This window comes from Desulfobulbus oligotrophicus, from assembly GCF_016446285.1.
In the GTDB taxonomy this organism is placed as follows: domain Bacteria; phylum Desulfobacterota; class Desulfobulbia; order Desulfobulbales; family Desulfobulbaceae; genus Desulfobulbus; species Desulfobulbus oligotrophicus.
Map to the genome: position 1 here is coordinate 2,254,098 of NZ_CP054140.1, position 20,103 is coordinate 2,274,200.

Annotated in this window: 14 protein-coding genes and 1 pseudogene; 9 read left to right on the forward strand and 6 right to left on the reverse strand. The window is 51.9% G+C overall.

Features of this window, described 5'->3' with window-relative positions; all coding sequences use genetic code 11:
• Window positions 1-444 precede the first annotated feature (444 nt).
• The 3 genes from HP555_RS14140 to HP555_RS10245 are packed head-to-tail and all read left to right on the forward strand — an operon-like array spanning window position 445 to window position 4,623.
• Window positions 445-972, forward strand: a complete 528-nt coding sequence (locus tag HP555_RS14140) for a DUF6079 family protein (RefSeq protein WP_408639851.1) — start codon at window positions 445-447, stop codon at window positions 970-972.
• Window positions 972-1,979 carry an AAA family ATPase gene (locus tag HP555_RS10240; protein ID WP_199262139.1) on the forward strand — a complete coding sequence of 336 codons (1,008 nt, stop codon included), beginning with the start codon at window positions 972-974 and terminating at the stop codon, window positions 1,977-1,979. Before HP555_RS14140 ends, HP555_RS10240 begins: the two co-directional genes overlap by 1 nt.
• Window positions 1,972-4,623: a S8 family peptidase gene (locus HP555_RS10245; protein ID WP_199262141.1), complete on the forward strand. Its 2,652-nt coding sequence runs from the start codon at window positions 1,972-1,974 to the stop codon at window positions 4,621-4,623. The genes HP555_RS10240 and HP555_RS10245 overlap by 8 nt, the downstream gene beginning before the upstream one ends.
• A gap of 102 nt (window positions 4,624-4,725) precedes the next feature.
• Here HP555_RS10245 and HP555_RS14145 read toward each other — a convergent pair.
• The 5 genes and pseudogenes from HP555_RS14145 to HP555_RS10270 all read right to left on the reverse strand — a co-directional run.
• A pseudogene (locus HP555_RS14145) lies at window positions 4,726-4,926 on the reverse strand (DDE-type integrase/transposase/recombinase); the annotation flags it as partial.
• A gap of 528 nt (window positions 4,927-5,454) precedes the next feature.
• Window positions 5,455-7,428, reverse strand: coding sequence for a cation:proton antiporter domain-containing protein (locus tag HP555_RS10255; RefSeq protein ID WP_199262145.1), 1,974 nt, complete (start codon window positions 7,426-7,428; stop codon window positions 5,455-5,457).
• A 175-nt stretch (window positions 7,429-7,603) separates the two neighbouring features.
• On the reverse strand, window positions 7,604-8,713 hold the full coding sequence (locus tag HP555_RS10260; RefSeq protein ID WP_199262146.1) for an ABC transporter permease: 1,110 nt from the start codon (window positions 8,711-8,713) through the stop codon (window positions 7,604-7,606).
• Window positions 8,714-8,725: 12 nt separating this feature from the next.
• Window positions 8,726-9,850 carry an ABC transporter permease gene (locus HP555_RS10265; protein ID WP_199262148.1) on the reverse strand — a complete coding sequence of 375 codons (1,125 nt, stop codon included), beginning with the start codon at window positions 9,848-9,850 and terminating at the stop codon, window positions 8,726-8,728.
• 13 nt (window positions 9,851-9,863) lie between these two features.
• Entirely contained in the window at window positions 9,864-11,645 is a 1,782-nt protein-coding gene (locus tag HP555_RS10270; protein WP_199262150.1) for an ATP-binding cassette domain-containing protein, read from the reverse strand.
• 360 nt (window positions 11,646-12,005) lie between these two features.
• On the opposite strand from HP555_RS10270, the gene HP555_RS10275 reads away from it, so the two are divergent.
• Genes HP555_RS10275 through HP555_RS10290 form a run of 4 tightly spaced genes read left to right on the forward strand, consistent with a single transcriptional unit; the run spans window position 12,006 to window position 17,700 of the window.
• Complete coding sequence (locus tag HP555_RS10275) at window positions 12,006-12,962, forward strand: histone deacetylase family protein (protein WP_199262152.1); 957 nt, start codon at window positions 12,006-12,008, stop codon at window positions 12,960-12,962.
• A gap of 46 nt (window positions 12,963-13,008) precedes the next feature.
• Entirely contained in the window at window positions 13,009-13,668 is a 660-nt protein-coding gene (locus HP555_RS10280; protein WP_199262162.1) for a CBS domain-containing protein, read from the forward strand.
• 7 nt (window positions 13,669-13,675) lie between these two features.
• Window positions 13,676-15,781 (forward strand): acetate--CoA ligase family protein, encoded by a 2,106-nt coding sequence (locus tag HP555_RS10285; RefSeq protein WP_199262164.1) that lies wholly within the window; start codon window positions 13,676-13,678, stop codon window positions 15,779-15,781.
• Window positions 15,782-15,819: 38 nt separating this feature from the next.
• On the forward strand, window positions 15,820-17,700 hold the full coding sequence (locus tag HP555_RS10290; protein WP_199262166.1) for a bifunctional acetyl-CoA hydrolase/transferase family protein/GNAT family N-acetyltransferase: 1,881 nt from the start codon (window positions 15,820-15,822) through the stop codon (window positions 17,698-17,700).
• Between the two features lie 351 nt (window positions 17,701-18,051).
• On the opposite strand, the gene HP555_RS10295 is transcribed toward HP555_RS10290, so the two are convergent.
• Window positions 18,052-18,492, reverse strand: a complete 441-nt coding sequence (locus HP555_RS10295) for an FKBP-type peptidyl-prolyl cis-trans isomerase (RefSeq protein WP_199262168.1) — start codon at window positions 18,490-18,492, stop codon at window positions 18,052-18,054.
• Window positions 18,493-18,778: 286 nt separating this feature from the next.
• On the opposite strand from HP555_RS10295, the gene hisI reads away from it, so the two are divergent.
• The gene (gene hisI / locus HP555_RS10300; RefSeq protein WP_199262170.1) at window positions 18,779-19,165 is read left to right on the forward strand and encodes a phosphoribosyl-AMP cyclohydrolase; all 387 of its coding nucleotides are present in this window, start codon (window positions 18,779-18,781) and stop codon (window positions 19,163-19,165) included.
• 33 nt (window positions 19,166-19,198) lie between these two features.
• Window positions 19,199-20,071: an ATP phosphoribosyltransferase gene (gene hisG, locus HP555_RS10305; RefSeq protein ID WP_199262172.1), complete on the forward strand. Its 873-nt coding sequence runs from the start codon at window positions 19,199-19,201 to the stop codon at window positions 20,069-20,071.
• Window positions 20,072-20,103 lie beyond the last annotated feature (32 nt).

Here is a 20,103-nt window from a genome sequence, read left to right on the forward strand (position 1 = left end):
TTATTGGTCTCACCCCCCTGAAGTCCTTTCCTTTATTTCATCGAATAATCTGCTGATTCAGGTATCATCTGTCCGGTGATGTGGAACTCCGTGATGAAAAATTCTTTTTTTTGTTATAAAAGCTGTTTACACACTTGGATTTTCATTATCATTTTAAAGCTGGTGTGTAGACGTGCTGCACCAGATGATAAACGAGAAAAAGCTCTTGGACTACCGTGTTTTCACAAACTAACGGTCGTTCATCTTTGATCGTCAATTGCCGCGAAGAGCATCTCTTTGTTCCGGTCATATTCGTTTTTAGACAATAGGGGCAGAAAGACTCTCTGCTTCTGCAGACAATCTGGAGAGAAAGACTGTTGTAGATATCTACTTGAATTTATTCATGTAGATTAATCAGAAAGCATAGTACAGACATATGCTGAAGAATGGTAGAAGAGAAAAATGATGAACAACCCAGTACTTGATAGAATAAGAGAATCTCTCCAGGCAGCCGAAGAACTGTACTCTCGTTTGGTGCTGCTGGTCGTCGGTAACTACGGCACGGGTAGTAAATCGCACCTGATGTCGGTGGTCTCCAGCATCGCTGAAGATGCCTCGCTGCTGAAAGGACTGAAGAACGCCTGTGTCCGCGATGCAGCCGCTCAGATAGCCGGTCGCTTCAAGGTCATCTGTACCGAGATTGGAGCCACCACCATGTCGTTGCGCGACTATCTGCTTACCTCACACCCCGCATTTTTCCGCGAAGCGGAAAACCGTTGGTACGACGTACCTGACCCCAACAAAGCCGCTAAAAAGAAACTCAAAATTCTCCACTTGGAAGCTGTCCGCGCTGGATTTAAAAAAACTTGGCAGGAGCGTGATTACGCTACTATCGTCGCCGTGGCCGAAAAGATCCGCGACAATTTCCTGGAAAAAGACCCCAAACTGGTCATGTGGTACGACCAGGCAGCAACACGGATGGGGGACGAATAATGGCAAGAGCGGATTTACTCATTCGCCTTGTCCAATCCGGTATACGGGGTGACAAGGCCAGCTTTAGAAAGGTCGTCGAGGCGATCATCGCCGAAGAGCGGAGCAAGCAACACAAGGTGCTGGCCGAGAAACTCGAGGAGTTACTTAACGCCGCGCCAGTTGAACGCCCCGCTATCAATGGCGGTGCTCCTATGCTGGATCACCGTATGAACAACCTGTTCCATGAGGTTATGCCCCAACGAAAGCTATCCGATCTCATCCTTCCGGATGAGGTCCAGCAAATTTGCCAGAGCTTGATTCAGGAGCAGCACCGGACCGACCTGCTCAGGTCCTACAATTTGGAGCCCCGCAACCGCGTGCTTCTCATCGGGCCTCCTGGTAATGGCAAGACATCCCTGGCCGAAGCCATTGCAGAAGCACTGGTGGTTCCACTGCTTGTGGTTCGCTATGAGAGCGTCGTCGGCACCTATCTGGGCGAGACTGCTGTTCGTTTGAAAAAACTGTTCGAGTACGCTTCCACTCGTAAGTGTGTCCTCTTTTTTGATGAATTTGAAACCCTTGGCAAGGAGCGCGGTGACCTGCACGAGACCGGTGAAATCAAGCGCGTGGTGAGTTCGCTGCTCATGCAGATCGACAACCTGCCGAGCCATGTCATGGTCATTGGGGCAACCAATCATGCCGAACTACTGGACCGTGCGGTATGGCGGCGCTTCCAGGTCCGCATGACGCTACCCGGTCCAACTCGGGCTCGCCTGACAGAGTGGTTCGAAAAGTTCGAACGCCGGATCAAGATTCCCTTGGGATATGCTCCTGGCACTTTGGCCAAACGTCTCCAAGGATCGAATTTCGCTGAAGTTGAAGAGTTTGGTACGTCCCTATTTCGTCAGTACGTGCTTGAACAACCGAACGCCAACATGAAGGACATCGTATCAAGAACTCTTCGGAACTGGTCTGCCAGATCGGTTACCATGGAGCAACAGAACAAACCGGAGGTGAAGGATGCCTGAACGCCCACTACTCCTTTTCCCGACACCTGAAACGGCTTCTCGTTCAACGCTTGGAGGTGGTGGAGGTCGAGTAAGAAGGCCAACACCACAACGACAATGGGATCGCCTTTCTCCAGTCTTCAGTCAACTCCAGGCCACATTTGATGCCAGACGAATAGAAATACAGCAGAGTGCTGCTGGCATAATTCCAGAGCAGGTTCTCGTGATAGAGACTGTCGGAAGTATCGAAAACTTTGCCAATGCAGTGAAACGCATCGTGGGGCTCGAGTGGATGGGTGAAATTGAAATTGATGAAATTACCCCAGATGAAGAGTTTTATGATGAAACCAAACCCGACAAAGAGCTGAGTGGGCGACTATATCTCGTCATGACCAACCAGCAAGCACTTGAGCAGATGCTGTCGTTGTGGCGACGTTACCAAGAAGATCCCACTATGCAATTCGAGCACGGACTTACAAAGTTTCGCGACGTGTTCCTGCACCTGAAAAGCATCCGCCAGTGGGATGTCCAGGATAGGCTTCTCGAAACCGGAATCATTGATGTCTGGAGAGAGAATCTTGAGTACGACGGGGATAGGGTAATTACGTTTGAGACTGAACTTTGGTTTCGTGGTAGCAACGAGCTTCGCGCAGTTAGCGAGAGTCAAGTTACGTACCTCGTCCAGCAAGCAGGCGGCCGAATACTAAACCAGTCAGTAATTGAAGGCATCGCCTACCATGGGCTCCTGGCCGAGCTTTCGGCTCATGCTATTCGATCTATTGTGGAGAACCCAACAACTGAACTGGTTAAATGTGAGAACGTCATGTTCTTCAGACCTGTTGGACAAATGGTGGTCGGAGACAAATCTCCAGAGGGGGATGTTGAAAACGCCCAAATTGAAGAAATGCCACTGCCTACTGGTGATCCTGTCGTAGCTCTTTTTGATGGGGTTCCGCTGGCCAATCATCGTTTGTTGGCTGGCCGTTTGATTATTGACGATCCAGACAACTGGGACGCTGATTACGCGGCCTCCGAACGTGTCCACGGAACATCGATGGCATCATTGATTGTTCATGGTGATCTCAATCAGCCTTCTACTCCATTACCTCGGCCGATCTATGTGCGGTCTATTATGAAGCCACTGAACTGGCTAAATACACCACGCCCCGAGGGCATTCCGGAAAACTGCCTAGCAGTCGATCTTATCCACAGAGCGGTTAAACGGTTATTTGAAGGGGGGCAGGGAGAAGGACCAACAGCACCTCAAGTTAGGGTCATTAATCTGTCGATCGGAGACCGAACTCGTCAATTCACACAATCCATGAGCCCTATTGCCAGATTGCTGGACTGGTTGAGTGTGAAGTATGGCGTGCTTTTTGTTGTCAGTGCAGGAAATCATCCGACATCTATATCATTGGGGGTATCTCAGGAAGAATTTGATTCATTTCGAGCTGACGAGTTCGAGGCTGCAACGATCAGAGCTTTGTATCGGGATGCCCGTCATAGGAAGCTGCTTTCACCTGCAGAAACAATCAATGGGTTGACGGTTGGCTCCACACATCAAGATGAATCTCAGCTCACCTATCAAGGAAACCGGATAGATCCGTTCGAGCATCCATTACCCAGCCCAGTTTCTGCATTTGGCAGCGGTTATCGACGTGCAATAAAACCCGACGTTATCTTCTACGGCGGGAGACAGTGGTACCGGTTGCCATTACAGCCAACCAATCCCGTAACCATTGAGCCAGCAATTTTTCGGGTTCCTCCCGGAAACAAAACAGCTTCTCCCGGAAGTCTTGCTGGTGAATTAGATGCCACTTCATACAGTTGTGGAACGAGCAACGCAACAGCGTTGATCAGTAGGGCGGCGTGTATTTGTTACGACTCCCTGCAGCAAATCTTTAGTGAACAAGCGGCTGAAGTTGATCCGAGAAGTTATGAAGTCCCACTACTGAAGGCGATGCTGGTGCATGGCTGTTCGTGGGGCGATATCGGTGATCACCTAAAGTCTCGAATCGAAAATTCGGATCTTGGAAGGGAAATTAGAGAACGTGCTGAGTCTTTGTATTCGAGGCCAGCAGACATCTCTAGTGAAATTGGTAGGCAGTATAAATCTCTTCTGGCTCGCTGGTTGGGCTATGGCCTTCCACAAATAGACCGGGTTCTTGACTGTACAGATCAGAGAGCCACCTTGCTTGGCTATGGTGAACTCTCTGATGGTGAAGCTCACGTTTTTCGATTGCCGTTACCTCCATCTCTCAGCGCCCGCCAAGAGCGAAGACGCTTAACAGTGACTCTTGCTTGGCTTTCACCTGTTTCGGCCAGCACTCAAAGATACCGGACAGCAAGCCTATGGTTTGAAGCTATTAATAACGGTTTGGCTCCATCTCGTCAGAACGCAGATTGGCAAACTGTGAAGAGAGGAACAGTCCAACACGAAGTGTTCGAAGGCCAGAGAGCGGAGCCGTTCATCGATGGGGAAGTTATCGAAATCAAAGTGAACTGCCGTAAGGATGCTGGAAAAATCCAAAATCCTGTCGCGTATGGGTTGGCCGTGTCGCTGGAGGTAGCCGAGGGCGTCGACATCGCTGTTTACAACGAAATTCGAACTCGCATTGCACCTGCGATCCAGATTCAACAGGTAACAGATCAAGGTAGAGGATAATTAGAGGATCGAGTCTTTCTAGCAATACAGCACGGTTCATAACAATGCCTGCCAAGTGATCGAGGAACAGATCTTGTGTGGGCAGACGGTGTGCTGCTGTGTCTCGGCGGTCATACGCTCTGCCAAAGTCCAGCCAACTACCATCCGTGAAAACAGATCGATAATCACAGCAAGGTAAGGCCATCTTTCAGCTGTCCAGAGATAGGTTATATTGCTTGCCCACTTCTGGTTCGGAGCATCGGCGCTGAAATTCTGCTGGAGCATATTTAGCGTGACCGGAAGATTGTGCTTCGAGTTTGTCGTCGTCAGCGGTAGAATCCGCTACGAGAGACACCCAACACACGGCTCATGGAAGTACTCTTGAATTCGTCTGCATGGTTCTGCATAAAGGCGTACCTCACTGTAGGCTCTTGGCAAAGTACGCTGCGGCCTTTTTACCCTAGTCAACTCTTCGGCCTGTTCGGCCGGCGCTTGAGCCGAGTGTTTTCTACAAGAAGTCGTTCTTCCACACCGCTGCGATTTTGGACAAGACGAGCCTTGCTTCGCCAGGAATACAGCTGGCTTTCATGAAGCCCTCATTGCCTGGCTGCTGTCGGAACACCAACCTTTTCGGCACAGGCCAGTGATTCTGTCTTGTACTGCTGTGGATGCCGCTATCTACTCTTTCCTGACTTTGTTTTCGTTGTCATCGAACACCTCCGTTAAAAAATATACTCGCTTAACGAAATATCCTTCAAAAACGGGGCAGGATCCATTGAGTTTTGAATGTTTTTGGGTGCAGATCTTTTTGTATTTTTTGGATGTAAAACCAGTGTGAATGGCTGCTCTTTTTCAACCTGTGGGACTGGGAGTCATAAAAACGGCATGAAACCTGGCCCGTGCCTCATCAGAGCCAATGACAGCGACCATATCTTTTTCGTGAAAACGGTACTGCGGCCCGGGGTTGGGTTCCAGCTGGTTTTCTCGAAGCACGCCGACAACAGATACCCCCGTCTTTTTACGGATCTCCGCCTCGCCGATTGACCTGTTGATCAGGCTGCTGTGCACGTTGACCGCAATCCATTCCAGGTCGAACTGCTGCTCTGCGGAACGAAACTGGGCAAGCGTTTTATAGGGTCTGCTCTGGCTGAGTCGACTGGTGAAAAATTCGCGGCGCAGGGCTTCAGTCTGTCGCTGTATCTCTGTTATCGGAACCTGCAATACCAAAAGCACCTGCCGAATCATCTCTACACCGGCTTCCAGTTCCGGATAGACCAGATCATACACATTCAGCTCACTGAAGGTTTCTGCAAAGTCCGGGTCGGAAATTCGTGCGATAATCTCAAGCGAGGGGTTTTGCAGTTGTGCATGCGTGATGATGGCCTCGTTATCCACCACTGAAGGAACAGTGATAACCAGTAAGGCCGCTTTTGCCACCCCGGCTGCTTCCAGAACAATTTCATGGCTGGCATCACCAAAGACAACAGCATACCCCAGGTTTTGTGCCTGTTCGATTCGTCGCTGGTCCAGTTCAATCAGAACAAAGGGGAGGGCAAGACGATGCAGGACCGCTGCGATCTGCAGACCGACCCGCCCACTGCCGGCCACGATGACGTGGTTGGAAAAACCGGTTTTAGGGAAGTTGATGGACTCCAGCTGTTCTTTTTTAAACCACTGTTTCTGCAGGGTGTACAACCGTGCAGTCTGTGCCGACACAATCGGCGTAAGGATCATGGTCAGGACAGCGGTTGTGAGGATAAGGTTGTAAAAGTCAATGCTGATCGATTGGGTGGACAGACCTATTCTGGCAAGGACAAAGGAAAACTCACCAATCTGAAACAGGCCGAACCCAATGGCAATGGGGATGACATTGCGATACGAAAACAGCCAGGCAAGAGAGGCAAAGATAACGCCTTTACCAGTACTGACCAGTAAGACCAGCATCAGAATGGTGCCCAGGTTATTCATGAGGAATCGGGGGTCAAGGAGCATGCCCACCGAGGCAAAGAAGAGCAGGCCAAAGACATCGCGCAGGGGAATGATATCACTGAGCGCCTGATGACCATAGTCGGATTCATTCAAGACCATGCCCGCGATAAAGGCGCCAAAGGCAAAGGACAGGCCGACCAGGTAGGTCAGATACCCTATCCCGAGCCCAATGGTGATGATGGCCAGAAGAAACAGTTCCCGTGAACCGAGTTTAGCGATATGCCGCATAAGCCAGGGCAGCATTCTGGCGCCCAGCAGAAACATGCTGCCGAGAAAAAGAGAGGCTTTGACAGCTGCATACCCCAATGAGATCAGCCCGGCGGCCGGGTCGTTCATCAGGGGGAGAATAATGAGCATCGGCACAACCGCCAGGTCCTGCACAATCAGCATGCCGATCATCACCTTGCTTGACAGGGTTCCCAGCCACCCCTGATTCATCAGTGTTTTCAGCAGAACCATGGTGCTTGACAGGGAGATCAGCGCTCCAAACCAGATGGAGGATTTTGGATCCCATCCCATCATTGTGCCGATACCGTAGCCAAGGAGCATGGTCAGACCGATCTGCACAGGGGTGCCGATCAGCGCAATCAGTTTGACCGGTTTAAGATCCTTGTGCGAGAACTCAAGCCCCAGGGCGAACAGGAGCAGGGCAACGCCGATTTCGGCAAGCAGTTCGATATCGTGCACTTCTGTAATGGTCAGCCCGCCGGTGTGCGGACCAAGAAGAATGCCGGCAAGGATGTAGCCGAGAATAAGGGGCTGGCGCAGACGCTGCATCAGCAGCCCGCATAAGAATGCCGTAAGAACAAGCAGGATAATGTCTGTTGCAATGCCCATAGGAAAAACCGGCTGAAGAAAAAAGAATGCGAAAATATACCAGGCGTCAGAAAAATGGCGAGTCCATTAACACGGCGGCCCGGGGAAAAAGACGAAAAGGTTTTTAGTCAGAGCAACGGTCTTTTTTTGGTATCAGGAAAAGTCCGGGAAGTTACCTGTGTATCCCCGGGTCACGTCAGTATAACCGGTGCCGGAACAGCCATGTGGCAACCGCCAGGGAGACCAGCGCAATGAGTGACATGGGCCAGAGTTCGTTCCAGAAGTATTCGATGCCGGCACCTTCCAGAAAGACCCGTCGGATGATGACCAGGATATAGCGCATCGGATCGAGGTAGGTGAGCTTTTGCATAAAATCCGGCATGTTGGCAATTGGTGTGGAAAAGCCGGACAGGGTGACCGCAGGAACAAGAAAGAGGAATGCTCCGAGCAGGGCCTGTTGCAGGGTGGTGGAAAAAGAGGAGATCATCAGGCCAACACCGATGATCGACAACACGTAGATGACCAGGCCCGGGAGCAGTGTCAGCACATCACCGACAAACGGTACCTTAAACCAGTAGACGGCCACCGCCACAATCAGAAGCGATTCCCCCACACCGACGATCAGTCCTGGCATGGCTTTGGCAATAAGGATCTCCCACGGTCGAAGCGGCGTTACCAGCAACTGGTCAAAGGTGCCGTCTTCACGTTCACGAGCCACTGACAGAGCGGTGACGACCAGTGTGACGACCATGGCAAGCAGAGGGATGATCCCGGGGACAATGAACCACCGGCTCTCCAGGTTCGGGTTGAACCATGCCCGCATGTCCAGTCTGGCCGGCGATCCTGTGCCATGCATCTTGATAGCATACTCTTCGTTGAAGTCGGCAACAATGGAGCGGACATAGTTGAGCGCCAGCATGGCGGTGTTGGAGTTGCGTCCATCGATCATCACCTGGAGCGGGCAGCTTTCTCCTTGGGCCACATTGGCTGAGCACTGTTCACCGATATGCAGTGTTAAAAGCGCAGCCTGACGATCAATGACCGGCTTTATTTCATCCTGAGAGTGCAGGTAACCAACCACGTCAAATGCTTCTGTCTGTTCAAAGCGGTTGACGAGATCGCGGGAAAAGGCACCGGTGTCCTCGTTGAGAATGGTCAGGCCGGCCTGTTCAAGGTCAAAGGTGGCCGCATAGCCAAACACCAGCAACTGCAGGATAGGTGGCATAATAACAGCCATGCGGCTCTTTTTGTCACGGAACAGTGCCAGGAACTCTTTGATGATAAGGGCGAGGATGCGCTGGTTCACGATGTGCACAACCTATTGGAGATTTTTTTTTGTTTTGTGATAGACCACGCCGTGGAAAAAAAATCCCATCAGCGCGAGCGTTGCTGCATTGGGCCAGACAACACTCCACACATCACCCACTAAAAACAGGGTCTGGAGGATGGTAACGTAATACCGTGCGGCAATCAGGTAGGTGAGCCCCTGGATGATGACCGGCATGCTGCGGATATCAAAAATAAAGCCTGAGAGGATGAACGCCGGTAAAAAGGTACTGACCATGGCCACCAGGGCGGCAACAAACTGGGAACGGAACACCGTGGAAATAAAAAATCCCATTCCCAGTGCCACCCAGAGAAAGAGTGCTGAACTGGCCAGCAACAACCACAGCGAACCACGCATCGGCACATGAAACAGGAATTGTGCCATCACCAGCGAGAGGCCTAATCCACCCATGCCGAGGAAAAAATAAGGGATCAGTTTACCAAGAAGAATCTCCGGGGCTGAGATGCGGGTAACAAGAAGGGCCTCCATGGTGCCGCGTTCCCATTCGCGGGCAATGACCAGAGCTGTCAGCAGGGCGCCGATCAGGGTCATGATGACGGCCAGTATGCCGGGTATGAGAAAATCGGTGGACCGCACTGCCGGGTTGTACCAGATGCGTTGTTCAAGCTGCACCGGAGAGGTCATCTTTTTTCCGGCCAGTTCCATCTGTTGCTCCAGCCAGGTGAACCAGATACCCTGAACATATCCTTCGACCAGGCGGGCCGTGTTGGCATCCACACCGTTGACAATCAACCCGATGGGCGGTGACGTGTTCTGAAGATATCCACTGCCGAAGTCGGAGCGCAGCCAGACAATACCGTCCACCTCAGCACGCCGCAGGGCGGTTTCCGCCTCCTGGATGGAGGAAAAAGATCTTGGTGCAAAGTAGGGCGACTGATCAAAGCTGCCGGCAAAGTTGCGGGCAATGTTGTCCGGCTGTTCAATCACCAGGGCTATGCGGATATTTGTGGCGTCCAGACTTACCCCGTAGCCGAAGATGAGCAGAAGTACCACCGGGAGAACAAAGGCGATGGCTATACTGGACGGGTCGCGCAGCACCTGCAGATATTCTTTGCGCATCAGGCCGGCAAGGCGCATGTTTCGTCCTGGTTTCATCTTAGATGACCTCTTAACCGTGGTGGTGCGTTTGCAGCAGACCGATGAAGACATCTTCCATGGTTGTCTCCTGTCCGTCCTGCTCGTCAAATTGCTCTTTAAGAGACTCCGGAGAACCTTCAGCCAATACCCGGCCTTCAGCCATGATCACCAACCGGTCACAGTATTCCGCCTCTTCCATAAAGTGGGTGGTGACAAGAACCGTGACGCCCTGATCAGCAAGGCTGTTGATCTGTGCCCAGAATTCCCGCCGGGCAAGGGGGTCCACCCCTGAGGTCGGCTCATCAAGAAAGAGCACCTCAGGTTCATGCATCAGTGCTACGGCTAACGCCAGGCGCTGTTTAAAACCAAGTGGCAACGATTGCCCTTCACTGCCGGAATAAGGGGTCAGGGCAAAGGTGTCTAAGGCCCAGTTGATCCGGTCGAGTCGCTCCTGACCTCGCAGACCATAGGCACTGGCAAAAAAACCAAGGTTCTGCAGAACGGTCAGGTTACCGTACAGGGAGAATTTCTGGGCCATGTACCCGATACGGCTGCGGGCTGCAGAGGCAGCGGTGCGCAGGTTCATGCCGGCAACAGAACATGACCCGCTGGAGATGGGCAAGAGACCGCAGAGCATACGGAAGGTGGTGGTTTTGCCGGCCCCGTTGGCACCAAGCAAGCCGAATATCTCACCGCGCCGGACACTGAAGCTGACGCGGTCAACCGCATAGAAGCTGCCGAAACGACGGACAAGGTTGTCGGCTACAATGACGTCTTCATCAACAATGCGATGGTTGTTCTGTCCCAAGGTGATCCGGGCAGGGGAGTCAGCAGGGCGATGGTTCTTTTTCAGGGTGGCGACAAAATAATCTTCAAAACGCGGTTCAGCGGGTTCAATGCTGTACGGTTCGGGGGGGGGATCAGCAAGATGTAATGTCTCCGGCGTATGACTGACAACCCGGATGCTTTTTCCTAAAATTAACGCATCAAGGACTGCCGGATCATTGCTCAAACGCAGTTGTAAAGAACGTTTGGCAACATGTGGCGCCCGTATCGACCATATTCGGCCGGTTACCCGGCGGCTGAAGACCTCCGGCCGGTCATGGCCAAGAATCTGTCCCTGATGAATCAGCACGACCTCAGTGCAGCGTTCAGCCTCATCAAGATAGGCGGTACTTAAGAGCACACTCATGCCCTCGGTTTCCACAAGCTGGTAGACAATTTCCCACAACTCACGCCGTGATATCGGATCAACGCCCACAGTGGGTTCGTCAAGCAGCAGTAAACGCGGTGGTCGCACCAGGGTGCACACCAGCCCCAGCTTCTGTTTCATGCCGCCGGAAAGTCGCCCGGCCAGGCGATGGCGAAAATCCTCAAGCCCAGCCATGGCCAACAGACGGGCATAACGTTCATTCCGCGTCTGCTGCGGTACACCTTGCAGGTTGGCATACAGGTCCAGGTTTTCCTGCACACTGAGATCTTCGTACAGACCGAAACGCTGCGGCATATAGCCGATCTGTGCCTGCACCTCGAGCGGGTCGCGGATCACATCAATGCCCAGGGCCTGGAGAGTACCGTGGTCGGGCTGTAAAAGTCCGGTGCTCAGCCGCATGAACGTAGTCTTCCCCGCGCCATCAGGGCCGATGAGACCGGTAACTCTCTGTGGCTGAATTGCACAGCTGATACCGTCAAGAGCGGTGATTGTTGTCTTGTCGGCTGTGAATGTTTTTTTCACCTGATCAAAAACGAGAACAGCTGCTGAAGTGGAGCTGTCGGCGGGATTTTTATCCTTGATCGATGAAGGCAGGGGCATGGTGATGTCTGGCTGAGGTGCGGCCTGTGCAAGAGGTAATGGTTGTGGGTGACGGTTTTATTGTGAATAGTTCTTATACCATACTATTTTTTACTTTAAATAATTTTTACCGGCAGCCCATGCAGACAGGTTCATAGCCGGTCATGCAGGTTTAAAGTGTATCTGCATGAAAGATCGGTGGTCGTTTTTTAAAGACGATCTTACACCCGGCTGTGTATCCTGTCAGGGATGGCGGCGTCTGTTTTTTGAATTGTAAAGACAGCAGTATGTTTTTTTTTAAGAATACGTTAAACTCCCGAGCTGATACAGAAGAAGCAGCCATTGCTGCAGTTGACCGGATTGAGGTTGTTTGATTGTGCAATGAAACATGAACCGATAATTACCATAGTCACCGCCCCGGCTTTTCTTCGTCATGATACCGGTGGTGGAGATCATCCGGAAGCCCGGGAACGCCTGACCGTTATCACGGATCGGCTGGTCGAAGGGCCTCTTGTCAATCAAATTCGACATGTCCTGCCACGACCGGTGCAACGGAGCGAGTTGTTGACCTTTCATACGGAAGGATGGTTGTTTCGTTTTGAAGAAGCTGTGTTGTCCGGGCGTACGTATATCGATCATCAGGACAATCAGGTCTGTTATGATTCCTATGAAGTTGCCACCCTGTCAGCCGGTTCCGGTTTAGTGGGGGTTGATGTTGCTGAACAAGAGCCGGGTTCAATCGTCTTTTGTCAGACTCGCCCGCCCGGTCATCACGCTGAACCCAATCAGCCGTATGGTTTCTGCTTCTTCAACAACTGTGTGATCGCCGCTCGCTACTGGCAGCACGCATATAACCGTCGGCGCGTCTGCATTTTTGACTTTGATGCTCACCATGGTAATGGCATCCAGACAGCCTTTGAGGAAGAGGCTGAAACCGCCTACATTTCCATACATGAACATCCCAGTTTCAGTTATCCGGGAACCGGATGGGCGGAAGAACGGGGAATAGGGCCGGGCAAAGGCACCATCCTCAACCTGCCTCTGGCCCCTGGTGCCGGAGAGGAGCAGGTTGTACGATTGTTGCCGAAGATCCGTCTTTTTCTGGAAAATTTCCAGCCCGATGCTCTGATTATCGGGGCCGGGTTTGATGCGCATCGGGATGATGATATGTCCGGACTTGCTTTCACCAATCACCTGTACCGACTGTTGGGGAATTTTGTTAAGGAACTGGCCGTTGATTTAACGGATGGCAGACTCGTCTCTATCCTGGAAGGGGGATACAACCTGCACGTACTCGGCACCAGTGTCGAGGCGTATCTTCTTGGGCTCACCGACTAACTTTAAATAAAAATCCAGATACACTGTTGCTCGTTGGAGAAATGCGATGTTCATACGTTCTTACATGACCCCGTCACCCATTACCATCACTCCGGAGAAGACCGTCGCCGAGGCGATCGGCATCCTGGAGCAACATAATATCCGTCACCTTCTGGTTGTGAATGAACTGGGCCAGCTGGCTGGTATTCTGTCGGATCGCGATCTGCGCTCAGCCCGGCCATCGAGTGTCGCCCGCAGTAAGGAACGGCAGAATATTGAAATAAAAGTGAACAACACGCCGGTTGACGTGCTCATGACCAGGGAGTGTCTGACCGTTAACCCCAGCTCTACTCTGGATGATGCCCTGCTGCTGTTTCAGTCAAAAAAGATCGGCGCATTACCCGTGGTTGGTGATGAAGACAAGGTTGTGGGTATTTTCACCACAGCTGATCTGATAAATGCCTACCGTGCTCTGTTCGGCCTGGGTGAAAAGGGTTCGGTGCTGATCTCCATAGAAGATCAGGGAGATCCGCAGGCGATGTCCAGACTTGTTCAGCTGATGGAAGAAAACCGGGTAACCTTCACCCGGCTGGTGCGAAGTGGTGGCGGAGATCAGGGACAACCGATGATTTTTCTTCGCATTAACACGTACAACATCCGTTCCATGTACAAAGCCCTTGAGGCCGCCGGTTTCATCATCCATGTTCCGGAAGAATTAAAAAGGTAGAGACAATATGCTGGAAAGACTTTTTTCGCCCAAGTCGATTGCTGTTATCGGTGCCTCTCGAACCGAGGGTAAAGTCGGTTACGCTACCATGAGCAACCTGCTGGAAAGCGGGTTTGCAGGACCGATTATCCCGGTTAATCCGGCAGGAGGGGAGCTCTTCAACCTTCCGGTTTATACGAAACTTGCCGACTATCCCGATCCCATTGATCTGGTTGTCGTGGCTGTTCCGGCGGAGCAGGTTCCGGCCGCGGCTGAAGAGGCGGTCCGGAAGAAGGCCGGTGCAATCATTGTTGTTGCTGCAGGTTTCAGGGAGGCCGGTCGACAGGGTCGGCTCATTGAAGACGAGCTGATTGAGATCTGCCGCAAGGGAGGCGTACGCTTACTTGGGCCCAACTGCCTTGGTGTCATCAACACCGCTATTAACCTGAACGCCTCTTTTTCCAAACGTATTCCCCAGGCCGGTCAACTCGGCATTTTCTCACAATCGGGTGCTCTGTGTACCGCAATGATGGATATCGCCGATGAACGGGAGCTTGGGGTTTCCAAGGCGGTCTCCATTGGTAATAAGGCGGATATCACTGAGGTCGATATTCTGGAAGCGCTGGCCCATGACGAAGAAACCCGGGTGATTGTCGGCTATCTGGAGGATATCAGTGATGGTGACAAGTTTGTCAAGGCAGCTGAAAAGGCAAGTACAAGAAAACCGGTGGTTATCCTGAAGGCGGGCATCACTGTTGCCGGGAACAGGGCTGCTGCAAGTCACACCGGTGTGCAGGCCGGAAAAGATACCGCCTACGGGGCTGCCTTCAAACGGGCCGGAATCTGTCGTGCCGACTCCTTTGAAGCGCTGTTTGATTATGCCACCGCACTGGCCCTGCAACCGACTCCCAAAGGTGATCGGGTACTGATTATTACCAATGCCGGCGGTTCGGCGACGATGTCGGCGGATGCGGTTGAAAAGGCAGGCATGAGTGTTCCTCTGCTCACTCCCGACCTGGAGGAACAGTTACGGCAGCACCTGCCGCCATCTGCATTTATTGACAACCCTGTCGATATCTCTGCGGCAGCTGAACCCCGTCACTACGCTGCGGCCATCGACATTGCCGTTGCCCACCCGGACATCGATTCAATTCTCATTGTCCTTGCACCGCAGTACATGACCGAGCCGGCTGCTACAGTGCGTGCCATTGTTGCCCATCTTGACGAAACAATCCCGGTGATCGCCTCTTTCCTCGGCGGCAGTGATATCATGCCTTCACGCAAAGAGCTGGCTGCCGCGGGACTGCCGTTTTACGACTCACCGGAGCGGGCCGTTGGGGCGCTGAAAGCCATGCATGAATACGGTGTCTGGAAGCATCGGCCTGCCCGGCATGTTGTCCGTTTTCCGGTGAACCGAAGACGTGTGGAACGGATTATCACCCGGCGGCAGCACACCAATCGACTTCGTTTGGGTGAGGTTAAATCAAAAGATATCCTCAAGGCATACGGTTTTCAGATTTTACCGGGCCGGGTGACGACAAGTGCGGAGGAGGCGGTTGAAATTGCCCGTTTCATCGGCTTCCCCGTGGCCCTCAAAGTTATCTCTCCCTCCATTGTGCACAAATCAGACCTGGGCGGGGTCCGACTCAATCTCGGTTCAGCTCAGGAGGTTGTGGATGCCTTTGATCTGATGATGCTCCGCATTAACAAACATGCGCCTAACGCCATCATCGGTGGTATCTATGTTGAAAAGATGGCGGAAAAAGGGCTGGAGGTCATTATTGGTATGACCCGTGATCCGCAGTTCGGGCCCATGCTGATGTTTGGTCTGGGCGGTATCTTTGTTGAGGTGATGAAAGATGTCACCTTTCACCTGGCACCGATCACAGAAGACGAAGCCATCCAGATGCTCAAATCAACCCGATCGTATGAACTGCTCCAGGGAAAACGCGGTGTCAAAGAAGTTGATCTCCATGCCATTGCCGTGGCATTACAACGTATCAGTCAGCTGACCACTGATTTTCCCCAGATTCTCGATCTGGATATCAATCCGCTGATTGTCGGTGAGATCGGCAATGAGCCGGTGGTGGTTGATGCCCGTATGACCTTTGCGGCGCTGCCTGAAGAGCAGTAATCCACGAGCAGACCGGCAACTTGAAAAAAGGTATGATTATGAAATATGTTAAGCACTGGCAGGATACGTACAGCAACATGATTGCCACTCCGGCAGAGGCACTTGGCCATCTCAAGTCCGGTCAGCGTGTGTTCATCGGTACCGGTTGCGGTGCTCCGCAGGAACTCATCGCTGCCATGATCGGCCGGGCACGGCGGGTGACGAATGTTGAGGTTATCCAGCTGATCACCAAGGGAGATGCCCCCTATGCGGATAAAAAGATGTCTGACAGCTTTGCCATCAATGCTTTTTTCATCAGCTCCAACGTTCGTGATGTTATCCAGGAAGGGTTTGGCGACTATACACCGATCCTGCTCTCCGATGTGCCGGGACTCTTTAACTCCGGCAGTCTGCCTATAGATATCGCCCTGGTGCAGGTAACACCGCCTAACCTGTATGGGCGGGTCAGCCTTGGTATTTCGGTGGACATTACCCGCAGTGCTATTGAAAATGCCTCGCTGGTCATTGCCGAGGTTAACCCGAATATGCCGTGGACCCACGGTGACACCGAAATCGATATCATTGATCTTGATCTCCTCGTTCCTGTTGATCGGCCGATTCTCGAACGTGAATTACAGATCCCCAATGAAATAAGTTGTAAAATTGCCCAGACCGCGGCGGCGCTCATCCCCAATGGGTCGACCATTGAACTTGGACTGGGGCGGGTGCCCGGATATGGTCGTATCCCGCAGGCAGTGATGGAATTTCTCAAAGATCGCAAGGATATCGGATTTCATACTGAGATGATCTCTGATTCGATCATCCCGTTGATCGAATCAGGTGCAGTCACCGGGGCAATGAAATCAATCGATAAGGGGAAGATCACGGCCAGTTTCTGCATGGGCACCAAAAAACTGTACGACTATATTGACAACAATCCGCTGTTTAGCTTCCGGCCGACTGAGTACATCAATGATGCTGCGGTGATCGGTAAGCACAAGAGGATGGTGGCGGTTAACATGGCTTTGGAAATCGATCTCACCGGCCAGGTGTGCTCGGATTCCGTGGGCGGCAGATTTTATTCCGGCATCGGTGGTCAGATTGATTTCAATCGTGGCGCCGGCAGGTCGGAATCCGGTCGCGCGATTATCACGTTACCGTCGCTTAACCGGGAAGGCACCGAATCGAGGATTGTCTGTACTCTGCAGCCCGGTTCCGGAGTCACCATTAACCGGGCCAGTGTGCATTACGTGGTGACCGAATACGGTGTTGCTTATCTCCACGGCAAGTCGATCCAGGAGCGTGTTATGGCACTGATTTCCATTGCACACCCTGATTTCAGAGAAAAACTGTTCCGTGAAGCAGTGGAGGCCAAGTATCTGCGGCCGAATCTGGCCCGTTTTGCCAATCGATTCCTGGCGCCGGTGGAAGAGGCGGTTCGGACAACGCACCTCATGCCGGACGGCAATGCCGTGAGTTTTCGCTCCATTAAACCCACTGATGAACCGCATATGCGGGATTTGATCTATAATCTGAGCCAGGAGACCATTTACTACCGGTTTATGAGTCACCAGCAGCGATTTACGCCCCGGCAGATTCAGGACTTTGTCTATATCGACCATCGTCGGGATGTGGCTCTGGTCGGCACTATTCCCGAAGCACATGGTGAGCAGATCATTGCGGTCGGGACCTACTACCTCAACGAAAAGACCAATATGGCCGAGGTGGCGTTTGTGGTTCGTGACGGCTGGCAGAACAGAGGCTTGGGTACTTTTGTCTTTCAACATCTGATCAAGATTGCCAAACGTAACGGTATTGCCGGTTTTACGGCCGAGGTGTTACGTGAAAATGAGCGGATGCAGGCGGTCTTCAACCACTCCGGCCTTAAGGTAACCAGTCGTCTTGAGGAAGGGGTGTACAGTTTTGTGATGGAATTTTAAAATCTTAAGGATGTAAAAAGACAGGAAATTCCGGTTCTGTGAAGAAAAAAAGAGAACCGGCTCCCTGTGGTTCGGCATGTTACTGACCGGATTGAAAGCCGATTGTCCGCTCATCACGTTACAGCTCCTGTAACCGTCACATCTTTCCATGCAAACAGAAAAACCTCTGTCTGTACGGCCTCTTTACAAGGTTGGTGCAACAGGTACCGACTTCTTTCCGGTTGTGCTGCAGGTAGAAAATCCGGGCTATCTGCTGAACGCTTTTATCCGGCAAACCTCGGGCAATGAACATGCGTACATGCAAGCGATACGTGTGCCCCTGCATGATTTTCGACGGCCGTACGTCGCGGCTTACGAGCCGATGGCGTGCAGCGTGACCGTATAGGCGATAACCTGTCCGGCGAGGGGATGATTGTAATCAACAACAACTGTTTCAGCGTCAGCCGTGAGGATAGTGGCCGGGACTTTTTGAGAAACCCCTTCCTTCTCAACAGAAAGAGAGAGAACCATGCCCGGTTTAGGGTCGATGCGTCCCTTGAAAACAGACCGGGAAATTTCATGGACCAGAACTTTATGGTAGGAACCATAGGCGTCTTCCGGCTGAATATGCACTGTTTTTGTCTGGCCAGGTTCCATTCCCAGCAAAGACGCTTCCACAGCTTTAAGAATTTGCCCGGAACCAATGGTCAACATGATGGGTTTGTCGGCAGGGATGGTTTCAATCGTTTCCCCGGAGGTCAAAGTGGCTGTGTAACTGACAGAAACTGTGTCAAAGAGTTGAACAGAACGCATGGCGGATCCTCGCTAAACTGATAGTACGATAATGGGGCGGCAGTATACACGGTGGTGTTTTTTTTGACAAGGGATGGTGCCGTCGACTGAGGACTTGACAAAGTTGTGATCCCGGCATAAATGTGCAAACCCTGTAGATCCCAACAAAAATGAATGCTTGCGGGGCAAGAACGGCAGCTTGTGGAAAAACTCTCAGGGGCCGCGAGGACCGGTCGAATGGTTGTAGAGACTTTGCCGGATTTGCTCAAGCAGACTGTTTTGACCTCTTTGTTGCAGAGGAAATAAGATGATCAAACTTGATTTTGCCAAAGATGAGCATGGGCTTTTACCGGCCATTGTGCAGGATTACCAGACCGGCGAAGTGCTGATGCTTGCCTATATTAACAGGCAGGCCTGGGACAAAACCCTGGAAACCGGCAAGGCACATTATTGGAGCCGATCACGTGCATGTCTGTGGCTTAAAGGAGAAACATCCGGTCATGTGCAGATTATTAAAGAAATTTTAGTCGACTGTGATCAGGACACTGTTGTCTACAAGGTGGAACAGCTTGGGGGTGCGGCCTGCCATACCGGCTATCGCAGCTGTTTTTACCGGAAGGTCGACGGTAACCGGCTTGTCGTTGATGCACAGGAACGTCTTTTTGATCCGGAAACGGTTTATGGTTTGAAATGAACGGTGTAGCAGCCATTGAATAAAGGAATAATCATGAAAGTATTAAAACTCGGCATACCGAAAGGCAGCCTTGAAGATGCAACCATTGCTCTTTTTGCCAAATCCGGCTGGAGGATCAAGCTGGCTTCCCGTAATTATTTTCCCGAGGTGGATGACCCGGAGCTCTCGTGTTCGATCTGTCGGCCTCAGGAGATGTCGTGTTATGTGGAATCAGGTATGCTCGATGCGGGTATTACCGGAAAAGACTGGACACTGGAAAATGAATCGGACGTGGAGGTTATTGCTGATCTGGTGTATTCCAAAGTCAGCAAAAAACCGACCCGCTGGGTTATCGCTGTGCCGGGGGACTCCAGTATAACCCGGGTAGAGGAGTTGGACGGTAAAAAAATATCCACTGAACTGGTGAACGTTACACGGAATTTTTTTGCCCAGCGCGGGCTTCAGGCCGACATCGCGTTTTCCTGGGGTGCCACAGAGGCCAAGGCTGTCTCAGGTCTGGCGGATGCAATTGTTGAAGTCACTGAGACGGAAGCAACGATTCGCGCCCACGGCCTGCGGGTTATTCATGAACTGATGGAGTCAAACACGCAGTTGATCGCCAACAAAGCCGCCCTGGCAGACCCCTGGAAACGGGAGAAGGTCGAAAATATTGCCATGTTGCTTCAGGGAGCTCTCCGGGCAGACCGCATTGTTGGTTTGAAGATGAACGTGCCCAAAGAGCAGCTCGATATTGTCATCAGTATGTTACCCAGTCTGAATGCCCCCACAGTTGCAAAACTGTACAAGCAAGAATGGTTTTCAGTTGAAACCGTTATTTCAGAACATCAGGTCCGCGACCTGGTCCCCATGTTGAAGAAACAGGGCGCTGAGGGCATTATTGAATACTCGTTAAACAAGGTGATCTGATCAAACCGGTCATCTGTTCGTCTGTATAAAGG

Bases quoted from the DNA above. Each gene is read 5' to 3' on its own strand.
- HP555_RS14140 (WP_408639851.1), top strand. From the start codon at position 445: ATGAACAACCCAGTACTTGATAGAATAAGAGAATCTCTCCAGGCAGCC.
- HP555_RS10240 (WP_199262139.1), top strand. From the start codon at position 972: ATGGCAAGAGCGGATTTACTCATTCGCCTTGTCCAATCCGGTATACGG.
- HP555_RS10245 (WP_199262141.1), top strand. From the start codon at position 1,972: ATGCCTGAACGCCCACTACTCCTTTTCCCGACACCTGAAACGGCTTCT.
- HP555_RS10255 (WP_199262145.1), bottom strand. From the start codon at position 7,428: ATGGGCATTGCAACAGACATTATCCTGCTTGTTCTTACGGCATTCTTA.
- HP555_RS10265 (WP_199262148.1), bottom strand. From the start codon at position 9,850: ATGAAACCAGGACGAAACATGCGCCTTGCCGGCCTGATGCGCAAAGAA.
- HP555_RS10270 (WP_199262150.1), bottom strand. From the start codon at position 11,645: ATGCCCCTGCCTTCATCGATCAAGGATAAAAATCCCGCCGACAGCTCC.
- HP555_RS10275 (WP_199262152.1), top strand. From the start codon at position 12,006: ATGAAACATGAACCGATAATTACCATAGTCACCGCCCCGGCTTTTCTT.
- HP555_RS10280 (WP_199262162.1), top strand. From the start codon at position 13,009: ATGTTCATACGTTCTTACATGACCCCGTCACCCATTACCATCACTCCG.
- HP555_RS10285 (WP_199262164.1), top strand. From the start codon at position 13,676: ATGCTGGAAAGACTTTTTTCGCCCAAGTCGATTGCTGTTATCGGTGCC.
- HP555_RS10290 (WP_199262166.1), top strand. From the start codon at position 15,820: ATGAAATATGTTAAGCACTGGCAGGATACGTACAGCAACATGATTGCC.
- HP555_RS10295 (WP_199262168.1), bottom strand. From the start codon at position 18,492: ATGCGTTCTGTTCAACTCTTTGACACAGTTTCTGTCAGTTACACAGCC.
- hisI (WP_199262170.1), top strand. From the start codon at position 18,779: ATGATCAAACTTGATTTTGCCAAAGATGAGCATGGGCTTTTACCGGCC.
- hisG (WP_199262172.1), top strand. From the start codon at position 19,199: ATGAAAGTATTAAAACTCGGCATACCGAAAGGCAGCCTTGAAGATGCA.